This is a genomic window from Dolichospermum sp. UHCC 0259 (genome assembly GCF_009711935.1).
Classification (GTDB): Bacteria; Cyanobacteriota; Cyanobacteriia; order Cyanobacteriales; family Nostocaceae; genus Dolichospermum.
Genome location: NZ_VIKX01000009.1, coordinates 1 through 15,791, shown reverse-complemented (window position 1 = coordinate 15,791; position 15,791 = coordinate 1). Strand labels below are relative to the sequence as shown.

The window sequence follows — 15,791 nt, the reverse complement described above, 5'->3', positions numbered from 1 at the left end:
ACTTTTGACTTTTAACTTTTGACTTCCGCAAGGTTTTCCTGGTGTCTATGGCGCGGTGGAACCACACTGATCCCTTCCCGAACTCAGAGGTGAAACGCTGCTGCGGCGACGATAGTTTAGGGGTAGCCCTACGTCAAAATAGCTCGATGCCAGGTTTATTTTTTAACAACATCACCTCCTCTATTCAACTAGAGGGGGTTTTGTTTTTTGGGTGATACAAACACGCAATTACTCTCATAAAAGCCATAAGAAATGAGCGATTCGTTGACCATTGAAAGAACGAACATCAAAAGTGCTACCCTCATTTTATTGTGTTAATTTTGACACTATTTTTACTAAGGATCGTGGATTAAATAAGGTGTAATACTGCCAATGATAGCTATACACTAGAGGAGTAGATGGATGGGTAGTGGTAAATATGTAGTGAAATCTCATATTTTCCAACTTAAATTATTTGTTTGTAGCTGTTGAAATTTTAATTATATTTAACTAACTAATTGAAAATTCTCTAAAATATAAAGTTTCCAAATATATGATTTCATTAGAACGTGTTAAGTGTTATGTGTAGTGAAGTATCAGTGTTTTAAAATTCAACTATTTCAGCTTTGATGTCAATCTCCAGACCTACTTGCCCCAATTGTGGTTCTCAACACACTGTTAAAAATGGGAAGATTCATAATCAAAAACCAAAATACCAGTGTCAAAACTGCAAAAGACAGTTTATAGAAAATCCCACTAATAAAGTTATTAGCAAAGATACTATAGAACTGATTGATAGACTTTTACTTGAGAAAATACCTCTAGCCGGTATTGCTCGTGCTGCTCTTGTTTCAGAGACTTGGTTGCAAAAATATGTGAATAATAAATATGCCCAGATTCCTCAGCAGGTGAATGTTTCAACCAAACCAAGAGGTAAATTGACTATTGAATGTGATGAGGCTTGGTCATTTGTAGGTCATAAGGGTAATAAGCAATGGATTTGGTTAGCTTTGGATCAAAAAACTAGAGAAATAGTTGGAGTTTACATAGGCAATCGCAGTGAAGATGGCGCTAGGGGATTATGGAATTCTCTACCATCAGTTTATCGTCAATGTGCTGTTTGCTATACAGATTTTTGGGCAGCTTACGCACAAGTTATTCCTAGCAAACGTCATCAGGTAGTCGGGAAAGAAAGTGGCAAGACTAACGATATTGAACGCTTTAATAATACAATGCGTCAAAGAATTTCTCGTTTGGTCAGAAAAACTTTGTCCTTTTCTAAAAAGTTAGATAATCATATTAGCGCTATCTGGTATTTTATTCATCATTATAATTCTTGTTGTAGTGCCTAATTTTATTATCACTACATATTTACCACTACCGATAAATATAAATTAACTGTACAAATATTCCCATCATAATATATATTCACTCTAATAACATCTTGTCCAAATTGAAAAAAGTCTCATTTATAGCTGATTTTCTTACACCAAACTCAGGTGGGCGCGGGCGCTCCGCCCCTACTCGTTTTGGATTTTTCGTAAAGCTGCTAAATTTAAGTTGGTGATTTTTTGGTAAGCTTGCTCTATACAGGGTTTACCTCTGAGGTAGCCTGTATTAGCACTGGGGCATAAATAAGTTAAAGTTTGTGGTGTGAAGCGATCGCTCAATAACTTAACACTTTTGAGTTGTCGTGGCCAATGGAAAGTTTTAGAAGTGCGTAGTGGCATAGGTTCGCCATGCTGATTAGGAACTAAATGCCGTCCCGAAAATAACACACCGTCAAATTCACGATAGTATAGACAAGAAGAGCCTGGAGAATGGCCTGGTGTCCAAATTATTTGTGTTGTGGCATTGAGAGTGAACTCATCAGTAAAAGTGGTGACAGTTGCACCAGGCAATAAATAGGCTTCTTGTTCTTGGATGAGAATTTCGCAATTAAAGATTTGCTGATATTCTGCGGCTTTACCAATAGCACCACGATGACTGATAAAAAACCACCTAACTCCCCCATGTAAGGACAAAAAATCCTGGTTTATTTGTTCTAAAGCGGGGCAATCTATGAGAATATTGCCTTCATTGCCGATAATGAAGTAAGATGTTCCTCCTAAAGTGTCCCGATTAGGTGGAAAGGCAAAAATACTGTTATTCGTCAAAATCAGAGGATTTTCTGACGTTGACAAGCTTTTTGTCAGGATAGAACGTGGTGGTTTAGTCTTGTGACTCGACTGCTGGGGAAAAGAAGACATAAATGAAAAAACTCAAACTCAAGGAGTGGTGAACAATCAGGTTACAGTGTGTTTACCATGACTGTGAACTGTGATTGAAAAATTAAGGCGTGCAGTCTTGCTTATAATTAGAATCTGTAACAAAAATTATAGGTAAGTCATTCTATCAAATATAGTGAAAATAATATGGCATTTTGGTTTCTCCTCCTTCTGGGGTCATTGACTTATTTAATGATGCAGCAAAGTGTTGCACGGGCTACAACAACCCCTATATGGTTATTGTGGTTGGTTTTAATGACACCTGCATTTGTGTTGACAGGTTGGACGCTGATATATGGTGTTAAACAAGTTCCCCCGTCACCGCTCATTCTTTGGGTATCGGGAGGCTGTTTATTATTATATTGGGTATTGTTTAATCGGGGTCGGCAATTACCCGTAAATCCAGAAAATCAATCTCCAGAAAATCTATCACCATCCAATGATCCTCCTCCTGTAGAAACAGCGCCCGTCCGTCCCATTAACGTAGCAGAAGAAAGTCAACTGCGAAATTGTTTTCCCTGGTCTGTCTATTATGTGCAAAATATTGAGTATCGTCCTCAAGCGGTAATTTGTCGGGGACAGTTGCGAACTATGGCTAGTGCGGCTTACGAGCAAATTAAAGCTAATATTGAAAGACAATTTGGCGATCGCTTTTTAGTCATATTTCAAGAAGGAATGAATGATAAACCCTTCTTTGTTTTAGTTCCCAATCCCCAAGCAGTTAAACAAAATAACCAACAAGACGCAGAAAAAATTTCTGAACCAGTCTTAGCATTACTATTGTTAGTAGCAACTTTATTTAGCACTACCTTTATCGGCTTGAAAATTGCGGGTTTTAATCTCACCCAACTAGAATCTGATTTCACATTATTTTTTCAGGGTTTACCATACTCTTTGGGCTTAATAACTATTTTAGGAACTCATGAACTAGGTCATTACTTAACAGCGAAATTCTACAAAATTCGCACCACCTTACCCTATTTTATTCCTATACCTTTTTTCTTAGGCACATTTGGTGCTTTTATTAAAATGCAGAGTCCCATACCTCACCGCAAAGCCTTATTTGATGTGAGTATTGCAGGACCCCTGGCAGGATTTATTATGACTATACCTTTATTAATTTGGGGTTTAGCTCATTCAGAAATAGTGGCATTACCAGAGAAAACCGGAATGTTAAATCCCAATGCACTTAATCCTAAATATTCAATTCTATTAGCTTTACTTTCAAAATTAGCTTTAGGAAGTGAACTAACTGCAAAATCTGCCATTGATTTACATCCAGTTGCAGTTGCAGGTTTTTTAGGATTAATTGTCACCGCATTAAATTTGATGCCTGTGGGACAATTAGATGGTGGTCACATTGTTCATGCTATGTTTGGACAACGGACTGCTGTGATTATTGGTCAAGTTGCCAGATTATTATTACTAATGCTGTCCTTTATCCGAGAAGAATTTTTATTGTGGGCAATTATTTTATTATTTGTTCCCTTAGTTGATGAACCTGCTTTAAATGATGTCACAGATTTAGATAATCAACGGGATTTTATGGGATTAATGTCAATGGCTTTGCTATTGTTGATTGTCTTACCATTACCCAAATTTTTAGCTAATTTGTTGCAGATTTAAGAAGAAGGAGTCAGGAGTCAGGAGTCAGGAGTCAGGAGTCAGGAGTCAGGAGTCAGGAGTCAGGATGAAGAAGAAGTAAAACTATCTTGCTGTCTGGCTTTGAATTTATATCCTGTACCTAATTAATCTACAATTTGCTGTAAATATGATCAAGAGGCAAGAGGTAATTACCAATGACCAATGACCAATGACCAATTACCCATTACCAACCTTAATATCGTAGTCTAGGATGTTTGTAAATTAGCAGCTTCAGTTGCCTTTTTAGAAGCATCTGTGCTACCCATGCGGATTTCGGAAGTGAAGGAAGCCATGCTAAAACCACCAAACCGTTTTAGAACACTTACCCGCATCCGTAAGTTAGGACTGGCAAACCATAGTCTTTCTTCAGACCACATGGTTTCATACTCAGTAATTAGAGTTAAAGCGCCATCATCACCGATTTTATAGCTACCAGCGACGGGGGCTTTTTCGGCATAACCCATTTCTCGGAGTAATTTACCTTCATCTGGGTTATCTGTATTGGGGACTGTAGCTAAAACAGTCGAACCCTGATGTTTTTCTTCGTCCCATTCCATTGTGCCATTCCAGGTAACTCGCGCCCCACAGGAAGCCGTATTTGGCGCAATTTCATACTGTTCACACAGTTTAATTACTTCTGGATGATCAGCGGCTAACATCTCAATTACGATGTCTGATTTACCGTCTTCTGACTGCTTAAACGCTAAATGGTGACTGGTGCGATGGGAAAACCACTTGCCAGCACTTAATTCAAAAAATTCTTCAATGTTCATGAATCAAAGTTGTCCTGCATCACAATTTTAACAATGCCTTTTATTATTAAAAACTAGGAAGCGACTTTAAGTTTAACTAAGGTTGTTGCTTTCCTCAAGTTTTTGTAGAGAAATCCTGGCTGCTTCAGCAACGTTTTCATGACTATCTTTTTCTAGATATTTTAAAGCGGAGACACTTTTAGGAGTTGGTAAATTGCCTAAAGCCTCAGCTAGTCGTTGTCGCACTAACCAATCCTCTGACTGGGCAAAACGGAGAATATGTGTGACAGAATCTATATCGCGGATTTCTCCCAATGCTGAAATAGCCGCTTGTTGGATAACTATTTCTTCGCTATTTAAGGCTTGGATGAGAATATCATGGGCGCGAGGGTCTTTGATATTACCTAAAGATACGGCAGCACTAAATCGCACTAGCCAGTCTGTATCTTCATAAAATGCCCGTGATAGCACTTCTAAGGCTCGATTATCTTCTAGATATCCTAATGCACCGGCAGCATCAGCGCGGATGCCATAATCTGGGTCTGTTTCTAAAATTTTCACCAGAATAGAATAGCATTCTGGGGTTTTTTTGATTCCTAGAGCGAATATGGCCATTGAGCGCAGTTGCAGGGATTCATCATCTAGAACCTTTTTAATTAAAGGGACTGCATCATCGGCAGATATATGACGCAAACTAGCAAGAGCTACCATGCGATCGCGCAAATTTGGACTTTCTAACTGAGTTGCAATTACTTCTAAATTTGGAGCAGCCATTTATTTGACAGCAATTTCTTAATTTATCTTTACTTTAACGTAATTGGGGCAGTCTAAACTGTGATTCTTGTGATTTTGATGATTTAGATGATTTTGGCGACAATAAACCCATTAATCATCAAAATCAACCAAATCAAATAAATCACACAAATCATCCAAATCACAGTTCAGACTTATTCCATAAGTCGGATATTGTCACTTAAATAACAGTAAAACTTCACACCCATACTGTGCCTTTAGTAAGAAGAGAATACATCGGAGTAGACGTAGGGTTAATGGAACGACTGTTAAAGACAGCGAAATTACCATTAGGAGAACGATCATGGTTCAACTTAGTGAGCGTCCAGGTACGAAAAAAATCACCAACCTACAACAGAAGTTTATCTATGAAATAAACACCATGTACGATGCTGAAAATCGCTTTTTAGAAGGTCAGCAAATGATGTGGCAATGTTGTCAAAACAGTAAGTTGAAGGCGATAATTGAGCCACACATTCAAGAAACTCAACAGCAAATTCAAAACCTCGAACAGGTGTTAACTATTTTAGGAGAGCAACCACAACGAATTACTTGTGATGTGGCGGCTAGTTTAATTAGTGAAGGTCAAAAATTTGCACTTCTAGCTGCTGATAATCCCAAAATTGTAGACTTGGGCTTGGCAGGATGCAATAGTAAAATCGAACAACTAGAAATAGCTTGTTATCGTGGTTTGATTAAGGTAGCGGAACAAATGGGACAAAACCAAGTTGTCCAGTTGTTAGAACAAAACCTACACCAAGAAGAACAGACAGCACAAAAGCTGGAACAGTTGATGATGCAGTTAGTTCAAGAAGCAAAGCAAACCGAAGCAAAGACTACTGCTAAGGCTCGTTAGTCTCGCCAGCATTCAGCCGTCAGCTATCAGCTTTGAGGATAAAAATGCAGGTAAATGTAACTTTAAGAAAAATAAGTATTCATTTTCTTTGCTGTTCCTACTTTTGGCTGATAGCTGACTCTAATAAAATCCCCGAAGCATGAAAAATCGGGGATTTTAATTTGGGGATTTTGATCAATCAAATCTCAAAAATCTATAAATCAGGAGGCAGAATTATGTTATCAATGGCATGAACAACACCGTTACTACCTTGGATATCTGCCTGAGTTACCTTAGCATCATTGACAGTTACACCTGTAGCCGGGTCAACTTTAACATTAATAGCGCCCCCTTCTACGCTTTTCACTTCCCCAGATTTTAAGTCAGTGGAGAGTACCTTACCAGGGACTACATGATAGGTTAGAATCTTGACCAATACTTCCTTATTTTCTGGCTTCAATAAATCCTTTAATGCGTCCGGTGGGAGTTTTGCAAATGCTGCGTCTGTAGGAGCAAAAATGGTAAAAGGCCCTTTTTCTTGCAAGGTTTCTGTAAGTTCTGCTGCTTTTACAGCTTGAGTCAGAGTTTTAAAAGATTCATCCTTTTCCAGCAAAGTTACTAAATTCACTGATGTTGACTGCGTAGGTTCGCTAACGGGCGCAGTGGGGGCTTCTGTTGCTGGCTCACTGGGTTCGCTAACCGGTGCAGGTTCACTAGGTTGGCTACGGCGATTGTAAGGTGGTTCATTGAAAATACTTGGTCTTCTCTGTTGGGCTTGTGCTGGAGTTGGGATAGTAGTCAAAAGACCGATACTCATTAATCCCATGATTGCAGTGATTTTGGTCAATAATTTGCTGTAATTAGCATTCATAAATTTTGGTTGTGTTGATTGCATACAAGTTATACCAAGATTTATAACATTTTGCCAACTAAAAGGGTTCTAGGCGGAGGAACAGGATTTTTCACCAAAATTGAGGTAAGGTGATCAAAGAATTTAGAAATCGGTGGTCAGGAGTAGGAATATTTATAATATCCAACAAGTTCAATATTTTTATGCTATAAACTATTTGAATTTGATGTAGGGGTAGCCTACCCCGATTCATTGGGCAACCACAGGGGGTTTGCCCCTACATAATTTATCGGTTTAGGAATTTTTAAAATGTTTAATTAATTTTGATCAGGTACTTATCTGGAAAAATGCTCAATCAAGTGATGGGCATAATAATCCGAATTTAATTGTCACACAAATTTTAGTAATTTTCAACTTGATAAGCAACAACTCAAGTGAGAAAATGATAAATTTACCGAAAAAATGCTAAGAATTAAAGATAGAATTATAAAGTTGATAAATAAACCAGTTTCAAACTATACAATATGCTAGAACTATATCAGTGGGAACTATCTCAATTTTCCGAAAAAGTGCGTTTACTCCTAGATTATAAAGGACTGGAGTATCGCAAAATCGAAGTTGCACCAGGAATTGGCCAGCTAGAATTATTTCGTTTGACTGGACAAAAGCAAGTTCCAGTGTTAAAAGATGGCAATAGATATATTGCTGATTCTACAGAAATCGCTAAATATTTAGATTCAGAATACCCAGATTGTCCTCTGATACCGATAGATCCCAAGAAACGCGCTTTGACTTTATTATTGGAAGATTGGGCTGATGAATCTATAGGTGTTAAAGGAAGAAAGGCTCTATTTGCAGCTATTAGTCAAGATCAAAGTTTTCGTAAGTCGTTGTTACCAGTTTCTACTCCAGATATTCTCAGAAGTGTTGTGGAAGGTGTGCCTGGTGATTTTCTGTCGGCGCTGGGTTTTGGTGTAGGTTTTACCCCAGATGTGGTAAATGCGGCTATTACTAGCTTAAAACAAGATTTGGATATTATTACCCAATTGTTGGTTGGTAGTCCTTATTTAACAGGTGATGAACCAACTTTAGCTGATTTAACAGTTGCTAGTTTATCCATGCTTTTGAAGTTTCCTGATGGTGCTTATTTGGATTTACCAGTATCTCTCAGAGGGAAGGGATTACCCATCCTAGCAGATAATCCTGAGTATGAAGCATTTTTCGCTTGGCGCGATCGCATCTACTCTCAATTTAGAAAACCATTACCCGGAATCAATCCACCAGTCGGAAATTCACCCACAAGTATTCAAATTGATTAAAGAATTGGTAATGGGTAATGGGTAATGGGTAATTGGTAATTGGTAATTGGTAAGAATTTCTTTCTCTATCCTCCCTGTTCCCTGACAACGAACAACTGACAACTGACAACTGACAACTGACAACAAACAAAAATGAATTTGGGATTACCATTAGGTTCAGTAATTGAAGGTTCTCTGACTGGGGGTTTGGAAGTCAGATTACATCCAGATATTTCTGTGGAAGATATGCGGGTGGGTAAATTTCTCGTGGTACAGGGGATGCGATCGCGCTTTTTCTGTATGCTAACAGATGTATCCTTGGGTATGGCAAATGACCGCATTACAGCTAGTCCTCCCAATTGGGAAGATAGTTTCTTGCGCGAAGTATTAGCCGGTAGCGGTACTTATGGGATGATCAACCTAGCACCCATGTTGATGTTTACCCCTGAATCTTTAGAATCTGGCTTTTCTAATAATGGTAAATCCCTCAACCCTTTTATCCCATCGTCCACTGGTTTAGCATCCTTCCAACCCCAAACCAGTACGACGATGGAATTATTACCTGTAAAAACTATTCCTAGTCACTTTAGTCAAGTTTACGAAGCGAGTGTTGAGGACTTCCGCAAGGTGTTTGGCTGGGAAGATGACCCTCAACGCAACAACTTCTCTATCGGTAAACCCTTAGATATGGATGTGCCGATTTGTATTGATTTAAACCGTTTCGTGGAAAGAAGTAACGGGATTTTTGGTAAGTCGGGAACGGGGAAATCTTTCTTAACGCGCTTAATTTTAGCCGGGGTCATTCGTAAAAATGCGGCTGTTAACTTGATTTTTGATATGCACTCCGAATATGGTTGGGAAGCAGTCGCTGAAGGAAAGAACGTTAATACTGTCAAGGGTTTAAAACAGCTATTTCCCGGACAAGTTGAAGTTTACACACTTGATCCAGATTCAACTAAACGCCGAGGTGTAAGAGACGCACAAGAACTATATCTGAGCTATGAACAGGTGGAAGTTGAAGATATTAAACTATGTAATCGTGATTTAGGACTTTCAGAAGCGGCTTTAGATAATGCCAATATCCTCTTTACAGAGTTGGGTAAATCTTGGATTATTCAATTACTAAATATGAGTAATGAAGATATTGAGATGTTTTGTGACGAAAAACGCGGACACAAAGGCTCAATTATGGCATTACAGCGGAAACTTTTTCGCTTAGACAGTTTAAAATATATGCGAAGTGCTTGTCCGCAAAATTATATTAAAAATATTGTCCAGTCTTTAGAAGCTGGAAAAAACGTAGTTATCGAATTTGGTTCTCAGTCCAATATGCTCTCATATATGTTAGTGACGAATATGATCACCAGACGGATACATGAGCATTATGTGAAAAAAGCTGATAAATTTCTCCAAAGTAAAAATCCTTTAGATCGGCCGACACCATTAATGATTACAATAGAGGAAGCACACCGTTTTCTTGACCCAGCGGTGGTACAAAGTACAATTTTTGGAACTATTGCTAGAGAACTGCGAAAATATTTTGTCACGCTTTTGGTAGTTGATCAACGTCCATCAGGGATAGATAATGAAGTTATGTCCCAGATTGGGACTCGGATTACCGCTCTGCTTAATGATGAAAAAGATATTGATGCTATTTTTACAGGTGTATCTGGTGCGGGTGGTTTACGCTCAGTCTTGGCTAAGTTGGACTCTAAACAACAAGCGTTAATTTTAGGCCATGCTGTTCCTATGCCGGTGGTTGTGCGAACTCGTCCCTATGATTCTACCTTTTATTCCGAAATTGGGGCGATCGCTTGGGAAGAAAAAACAGATGAGGAAGTATTCACCGCTGCTGAACTAGCAAAAGCAGATTTAGGATTTTAGTAGGAGTTCGGAGTTCGGAGTTCGGAGTTCGGAGTTCGGAGTTCGGAGGAAGAAAGAAGAAAATTTCTCCTCATTACCCATTACCTGACAACTTCGTAACATCCCTCCATTATCCAAGTAACTCAAGTTCGGTTATCTGGCTAATTGAAAGCAACTTGAGAGGGAGTTTTCGCGTCACTATGGATATACGGAAACAGTTTTTGGAAGTTAAAGAAAAATAGTTATCAACTTTTTGGCTTGATTACTGAAATATTTATCATCTGGGAACTTTACTATTGACTCTGTTTGTCGTAACATGAAACCAAAGTAAACTCATACTGACTCCGTTTTCCTAAAGATTACTAGATAACTTAAACAAAAGAATTTTAGCAATCAACCCTATGTATTTCTGCTAAAACTCCAAAATCAAAATTATAGAGAGGGTAAGGAGACATATTTTTAGAGTAACAACATCTTAATAAAGGTTAGAAAATATCATGCTTGATGGTAGCTTTTCATATCCAGTGATGTATATTGTAAGCTTACGAATTGCCTTTGTTAAAAAAATATTGATTATGTTTAAGGAGTAGAGGATAAAAGCACCAATGCCTACAGTTAAAAATAATACAGAGAATGTCAATGCTAAATTTACCGCTGATATGGTCAGAACCTATCTGCGAGAAATTGGTCGTGTACCTTTGTTAAGCCGTGAACAAGAGATTATCTACGGTAAACAAGTACAGCAAATGATGGTACTGCTAGAAGCTAAAGAAGCTTTGAGCAAGGAAATTGATCATGAACCTAGTTTATCAGAATGGGCTACCCGTGTTAATCAATCAGAAACAGAACTAAATCATCTGATGGTACAAGGTAAGCGAGCCAAGCAAAAAATGATTGAGGCTAATTTACGCTTGGTCGTAGCTATTGCGAAAAAATATCAAAAGCGCAATATGGAATTTCTGGATTTAATCCAGGAAGGTACTTTGGGACTAGAACGGGGTGTGGAGAAATTTGATCCTATGCGGGGTTATAAGTTCTCAACCTATGCTTATTGGTGGATTCGTCAGGCAATTACCAGAGCGATCGCTCAACAAGGTCGAACCATTCGCCTACCAATCCATATTACCGAAAAATTGAACAAAATTAAAAAAGTTCAACGGGAGTTAGCGCAAAAGCTGGGAAGATCACCCTCACCCACAGAAATCGCCAAAGAACTAGAGTTAGAACCGGCTCAGATTCGTGAATATCTGAATATGGCACGTCAACCAGTCTCTTTAGATGTGCGCGTCGGTGAAAACCAAGATACCGAATTGCAGGAAATGCTGGAAGATGACGGTCCTTCTCCTGAGTATTACACCACTCAAGAGTTTCTGCGCCAAGACTTGAATAATTTACTTGCAGAACTCACACCCCAACAGCGTCAAGTTGTCGCCTTACGCTTTGGTTTAGAAGATGGAAATGAAATGTCCTTAGCCAAAGTTGGTGAACGCTTGAACCTCAGCCGCGAACGAGTTCGTCAATTAGAGCATCAAGCCCTTGCACATTTACGTCGCCGTCGAGCTAATGTCAAAGAATACGTTGCCAGCTAGAAAAGTGGACACGCAACAGCGTATTTTAAAACATCCCTCTTGGTGATGCGCCTCCTGAATTCAAAACAGGGGGCGATTTTTTTTGAGGAAATAAAAAAGTTCTGCAAATTTCTGATTTATTTTGCGAAATCTGTGGATTAGCAGTTGTATGTATTTATAGATTAACCCCAAAATTAGGTCAATAAGATCCCCGACTTCTTTTATTTATGGTGTCCACAAATTATCAAGTGATTTTATGAAGTCGGTGATCTGAGTTCATTTTACATCCCCCAAATGAATGATTTTATGAAGTGACGGATAAATTTATTAACTAATGATAATCTGAAATTATTCCCAAAATTTACGTAAAGAGCGATTTTTTGCTGAATTTAAAATTAAATATATAGATAAAACTTTTGAGGGAATCATCGGTAATTAGTATTTAGTTATGATGGCAAAAATCCAGGAAACAACAATAGTTAACTTTATTACAGGAGAAATCCGATGCTTAATCATATTTCCAAATTAATGACTTCTAGCCAATTTAAATTTCCCATCCTGGGACTGATTGTTTCGGCTGGTGTTTTAGGTATTAGTTATTCTAGTCAACAACATTCAAAACTTCTCTCATCAACAGCCTTTGCTACTAATTATGTAGTACCTATCAATCAAAGACAGATTAACTTTGATCCTGCTGTGATCAAAGGGGAAAGTACGCAAAAATCACCAGTTAATATTTCTAATCAAATCTCTACTGATAAGTTAACAGAAAACATCACAGCATTATCTACAAATACGAGAGAATTGGGAAGAAAAGGACAAGTTCAATTTCCCGAACAAGATGGGACTTATCTTTATGGACAATCATCCACACCAAATGAATTAGGACAAGGTTACATTCTCTTTCAAAAACAACAAAGTAAAATTATTGGTGCTTTGTATGTTCCTCAATCTGAATTTAGTTGTTTTCAAGGAACTTTGGCTAAGTCAGGAGAATTAGCAATGACGGTGAAAAGTTCTCCCGGTGATGTCGGTGCAATGGAGGTTTCTACAGCAAGTACAATCCCTAAAATTAGTGATGATGAATCCACAAGTTATGCTCACTCGATCAGTTTACAAGACTATCATCAAATAAGCTCTTTGAGTGCTAATGATAGGGAAATGTTGCAAATGTGTAAACAGGAAGGTAATGGTTTTCAATAAGTTTAGTAGTCAGGAGTCAGGAGTCACCGAGTCAGGAGTCAGGAGTCAGGAGTCAGGAGTCAGGAGGAAGAAAGAAGAATAAAATTACCCAATGCCCAATGCCCAATGCCTAATTAATACTCAATTCCCGCTTGAGCTTTTACACCTTGATCCTTAAAAGGATGCTTAACTAATGTCATTTCGGTGACTAAATCTGCTTTTTCAATTAATGCTGGTGGTGCGCCTCTCCCAGTGAGAATTACGTGCTTGTCTGCTGGTTTTTGAGCTAAACCTGCTAATACTTCTTCAACCTGTAAATAACCCAGTTTCAGAGCAATATTAATTTCATCTAAGAGGACTAATTTAAAATCTGGGTTGTTGATAAATTCTAGGGATTTTTCCCAAGCAGCAGCAGCTTTATCCAGATCACGATCACGATCTTGGGTTTCCCATGTAAAGCCTTCTCCCATTGCATGAAATTCGAGTTGGTTATCCCAATGGCTAAAAGCGCGTTTTTCTGCTGGTTCCCATGCGCCTTTGATGAATTGCACTATAGCTACTTTATGTCCATGTCCGAGCGATCGCAATACCATTCCCAATGCCGCAGTAGTTTTACCCTTTCCATGACCAGTATTGACAATAATTAAGCCTTTTTCCGGTATGGCTTTAGCTATCCGTTGATCTTGAACTTCTTTCCGTCGCTGCATTTTCTGACGGTATTTTTCATCAGTTTGAGATGATGATATTACCTCGTCAATTAACCGGGAAATCTCTTGATCTGCATTTAATTCTTCTGGTGTGTCGCTTTTCATAAATTAATCTTTTCTAGAAATAATTGTATTATCCATATATCTATTTACATTACACTAAATAACCTTAAAAATGTGTGAGTTTTTTATCAGATCCCCGACTTCTTGAAGAAGTCAAGGATCTTGTAGTGGGAATCTTGTTGTTAAAAAATGATTGAGAAATATTGCCAAAATTAGCTGAAATATAGATAACATTATATTCAGTGTATTTGCTATTTAGGATTTTCCAAAAATGTCACAAAAGCCAGGTAAGAAAATTGCACCTATTCCCATGTCTAACAACGTTAGCGTGGTTGACTTGATTGATACCTATTTTACCGCTTACAACTCAGCCCGGTTGCGGGAAGCTTGTCAATTGCTGACTAAGGAAGTGTTTCAAGAGGGTGTCACTGTGGGCGTTAGTCTGTCTGGGGCGATGACACCAGCAGGTTTTGGGGTTTCCGCCCTTGCGCCCCTAATTCGCAATGGTTTTATTGATTGGATGATTTGCACAGGTGCGAATCTTTACCATGATATGCACTATGGTTTGGGTTTTGAACTATTTGCTGGTAGTCCCTTTTTAGATGATGTCAAATTGCGGGAAGAAGGAACTATCAGAATTTATGACATTGTTTTTGGTTACGATGTACTCCTAGAAACCGACGCTTTTATTCGCAAAGTCCTTCAAGCTGAACCTTTCCAAAAACGCATGGGAACGGCGGAATTTCACCATTTGCTAGGTAAGTGCGTCTGGGAAATAGAAAAGCAATTGGGTGTGAAAAATTCCTGCTTATTGGCGACAGCTTATGAATGTGGCGTACCTATTTATACTTCTTCCCCTGGGGATAGTTCCATAGGGATGAATGTCGCTGCTTTGGCTTTAGAAGGTTCAAAGCTGGTAATAGATACGTCCATTGATGTCAATGAAACCGCAGCGATTGTCTATGGGGCGCGAGAAAACGAGGGGACAAGTGCGGCGGTAATTATTGGTGGCGGTAGTCCTAAGAACTTTTTATTACAAACACAACCGCAACTTCACGAGGTTTTAGGATTGGAAGAACGGGGACATGATTTCTTTGTCCAGTTTACTGATGCCCGTCCTGATACTGGTGGTTTGTCGGGTGCGACTCCGGCGGAAGCTGTGAGTTGGGGTAAGATTGACCCAGATGAGTTACCGAGCGCCATTGTTTGTTATACCGATAGTACGATCGCTCTGCCTTTGGTGACAGCATACACTCTTAATCAATGTCCACCACGCCCCCTGAAGCGGTTGTACGATGGACGGGAAGCTTTGTTAAATACTTTGCAAAAGGATTATTTAGCGGTTAAGGACAAGCCTGTGAGTGAGGGTAGTCAGCAGAAAGCCGCTACTTATCCCTGCGGTACACCAGTGAAAGGTTAGGGTTTTATTATCATATAATGGGGGCGATCACGTTCGCAAAGCGTCCCGGAGGGAATTAGCGCTCCGCAGGAATCGCTAATCAAGCTGAATCGCCCCTACATTTTATTCCTCAAATGTCTATTTACTACTTTGTTGTTTGATTGCCTGTTTCACTACTTCGATATCTAACTCAAGTATCCGAGCAATTTGTTCTACAGTTAGCCCTTCATTTAACAGTCTAGGGATGGTTTCTAACTTCGTTTCTTCTTTTACTTCTTGATAAAACCGGGTTTTTTGCCATTCTGTTAATCCCAACATTGTTTCTAACTCCTGACGACTATAGGATGAAAATTTGTAAACCAGCATTCTTTCTACTAATTCTAAAAGATTTCGACTGTTGGCCGCATCTGCTTTTTCTACCAAATTGATCAAAGTTTTTGCTTGTTGGATAGCTTCATCTTCAGGGGAAACTACCAATTTAATAATTCCTAAACCAATTGAAGATGATGTATCGGTTATTTCATCTAAGTAAACGACATGAATTAGTCCAGTAGTCAGTAAACTGGCTCTTGCGCCTCTTTTATGGAGAAAA

The 15,791-nt window shown here is 38.8% G+C and carries 14 protein-coding genes and 1 rRNA gene; 9 read left to right on the top strand and 6 right to left on the bottom strand.

Going from position 1 to position 15,791, the window contains the following annotated elements:
* Positions 1-37: 37 nt before the first annotated feature.
* A 5S ribosomal RNA gene (gene rrf / locus FJR05_RS01265) occupies positions 38-155 on the top strand.
* A gap of 453 nt (positions 156-608) precedes the next feature.
* Positions 609-1,331, top strand: a complete 723-nt coding sequence (locus tag FJR05_RS01260) for an IS1 family transposase (protein WP_168642448.1) — start codon at positions 609-611, stop codon at positions 1,329-1,331.
* A gap of 168 nt (positions 1,332-1,499) precedes the next feature.
* On the opposite strand, the gene FJR05_RS01255 is transcribed toward FJR05_RS01260, so the two are convergent.
* Positions 1,500-2,228 carry an MBL fold metallo-hydrolase gene (locus FJR05_RS01255; RefSeq protein WP_168642447.1) on the bottom strand — a complete coding sequence of 243 codons (729 nt, stop codon included), beginning with the start codon at positions 2,226-2,228 and terminating at the stop codon, positions 1,500-1,502.
* Positions 2,229-2,393: 165 nt separating this feature from the next.
* On the opposite strand from FJR05_RS01255, the gene FJR05_RS01250 reads away from it, so the two are divergent.
* On the top strand, positions 2,394-3,872 hold the full coding sequence (locus FJR05_RS01250) for a site-2 protease family protein (protein WP_168642446.1): 1,479 nt from the start codon (positions 2,394-2,396) through the stop codon (positions 3,870-3,872).
* A 224-nt stretch (positions 3,873-4,096) separates the two neighbouring features.
* On the opposite strand, the gene FJR05_RS01245 is transcribed toward FJR05_RS01250, so the two are convergent.
* Positions 4,097-4,663, bottom strand: coding sequence for a phycobiliprotein lyase (locus FJR05_RS01245; protein ID WP_168642445.1), 567 nt, complete (start codon positions 4,661-4,663; stop codon positions 4,097-4,099).
* A 72-nt stretch (positions 4,664-4,735) separates the two neighbouring features.
* A complete protein-coding gene (locus FJR05_RS01240; RefSeq protein ID WP_168642444.1) occupies positions 4,736-5,416 on the bottom strand; it encodes a HEAT repeat domain-containing protein in 681 nt (226 codons plus the stop codon).
* A gap of 322 nt (positions 5,417-5,738) precedes the next feature.
* Here FJR05_RS01240 and FJR05_RS01235 point away from each other — a divergent pair, with 322 nt between their 5' ends.
* The gene (locus tag FJR05_RS01235) at positions 5,739-6,290 is read left to right on the top strand and encodes a ferritin-like domain-containing protein (protein ID WP_168642443.1); all 552 of its coding nucleotides are present in this window, start codon (positions 5,739-5,741) and stop codon (positions 6,288-6,290) included.
* A 193-nt stretch (positions 6,291-6,483) separates the two neighbouring features.
* Here the strand turns inward: FJR05_RS01235 and FJR05_RS01230 are convergent, their stop codons facing one another.
* A complete protein-coding gene (locus tag FJR05_RS01230; RefSeq protein ID WP_168642449.1) occupies positions 6,484-7,140 on the bottom strand; it encodes a fasciclin domain-containing protein in 657 nt (218 codons plus the stop codon).
* Between the two features lie 503 nt (positions 7,141-7,643).
* Here FJR05_RS01230 and FJR05_RS01225 point away from each other — a divergent pair.
* The 4 genes from FJR05_RS01225 (at position 7,644) to FJR05_RS01210 (ending at position 13,051) form a co-directional block, all read left to right on the top strand.
* Positions 7,644-8,438 carry a glutathione S-transferase family protein gene (locus FJR05_RS01225; protein WP_168642442.1) on the top strand — a complete coding sequence of 265 codons (795 nt, stop codon included), beginning with the start codon at positions 7,644-7,646 and terminating at the stop codon, positions 8,436-8,438.
* 132 nt (positions 8,439-8,570) lie between these two features.
* On the top strand, positions 8,571-10,301 hold the full coding sequence (locus tag FJR05_RS01220; protein WP_168642441.1) for an ATP-binding protein: 1,731 nt from the start codon (positions 8,571-8,573) through the stop codon (positions 10,299-10,301).
* 584 nt (positions 10,302-10,885) lie between these two features.
* A complete protein-coding gene (locus FJR05_RS01215; protein WP_168642440.1) occupies positions 10,886-11,869 on the top strand; it encodes an RNA polymerase sigma factor, RpoD/SigA family in 984 nt (327 codons plus the stop codon).
* Positions 11,870-12,352: 483 nt separating this feature from the next.
* Positions 12,353-13,051, top strand: a complete 699-nt coding sequence (locus tag FJR05_RS01210; RefSeq protein ID WP_168642439.1) for a hypothetical protein — start codon at positions 12,353-12,355, stop codon at positions 13,049-13,051.
* Positions 13,052-13,164: 113 nt separating this feature from the next.
* Here the strand turns inward: FJR05_RS01210 and cobO are convergent, their stop codons facing one another.
* On the bottom strand, positions 13,165-13,842 hold the full coding sequence (cobO, locus tag FJR05_RS01205; protein WP_168642438.1) for a cob(I)yrinic acid a,c-diamide adenosyltransferase: 678 nt from the start codon (positions 13,840-13,842) through the stop codon (positions 13,165-13,167).
* 229 nt (positions 13,843-14,071) lie between these two features.
* Here cobO and speY point away from each other — a divergent pair, with 229 nt between their 5' ends.
* Positions 14,072-15,220, top strand: coding sequence for a deoxyhypusine synthase (speY, locus tag FJR05_RS01200; RefSeq protein WP_168642437.1), 1,149 nt, complete (start codon positions 14,072-14,074; stop codon positions 15,218-15,220).
* Between the two features lie 117 nt (positions 15,221-15,337).
* Here the strand turns inward: speY and FJR05_RS01195 are convergent.
* Positions 15,338-15,791 (bottom strand): DUF2887 domain-containing protein (locus FJR05_RS01195; RefSeq protein ID WP_168642436.1); only part of this gene is annotated, 454 nt, incomplete at its 5' end.

Coding starts and splice junctions, on each gene's coding strand:
- FJR05_RS01220 (WP_168642441.1), top strand. CDS start 8,571: ATGAATTTGGGATTACCATTAGGTTCAGTAATTGAAGGTTCTCTGACT.
- FJR05_RS01230 (WP_168642449.1), bottom strand. CDS start 7,140: ATGAATGCTAATTACAGCAAATTATTGACCAAAATCACTGCAATCATG.
- FJR05_RS01260 (WP_168642448.1), top strand. CDS start 609: ATGTCAATCTCCAGACCTACTTGCCCCAATTGTGGTTCTCAACACACT.
- FJR05_RS01255 (WP_168642447.1), bottom strand. CDS start 2,228: ATGTCTTCTTTTCCCCAGCAGTCGAGTCACAAGACTAAACCACCACGT.
- FJR05_RS01215 (WP_168642440.1), top strand. CDS start 10,886: ATGCCTACAGTTAAAAATAATACAGAGAATGTCAATGCTAAATTTACC.
- FJR05_RS01225 (WP_168642442.1), top strand. CDS start 7,644: ATGCTAGAACTATATCAGTGGGAACTATCTCAATTTTCCGAAAAAGTG.
- speY (WP_168642437.1), top strand. CDS start 14,072: ATGTCACAAAAGCCAGGTAAGAAAATTGCACCTATTCCCATGTCTAAC.
- FJR05_RS01240 (WP_168642444.1), bottom strand. CDS start 5,416: ATGGCTGCTCCAAATTTAGAAGTAATTGCAACTCAGTTAGAAAGTCCA.
- FJR05_RS01210 (WP_168642439.1), top strand. CDS start 12,353: ATGCTTAATCATATTTCCAAATTAATGACTTCTAGCCAATTTAAATTT.
- cobO (WP_168642438.1), bottom strand. CDS start 13,842: ATGAAAAGCGACACACCAGAAGAATTAAATGCAGATCAAGAGATTTCC.
- FJR05_RS01245 (WP_168642445.1), bottom strand. CDS start 4,663: ATGAACATTGAAGAATTTTTTGAATTAAGTGCTGGCAAGTGGTTTTCC.
- FJR05_RS01250 (WP_168642446.1), top strand. CDS start 2,394: ATGGCATTTTGGTTTCTCCTCCTTCTGGGGTCATTGACTTATTTAATG.
- FJR05_RS01235 (WP_168642443.1), top strand. CDS start 5,739: ATGGTTCAACTTAGTGAGCGTCCAGGTACGAAAAAAATCACCAACCTA.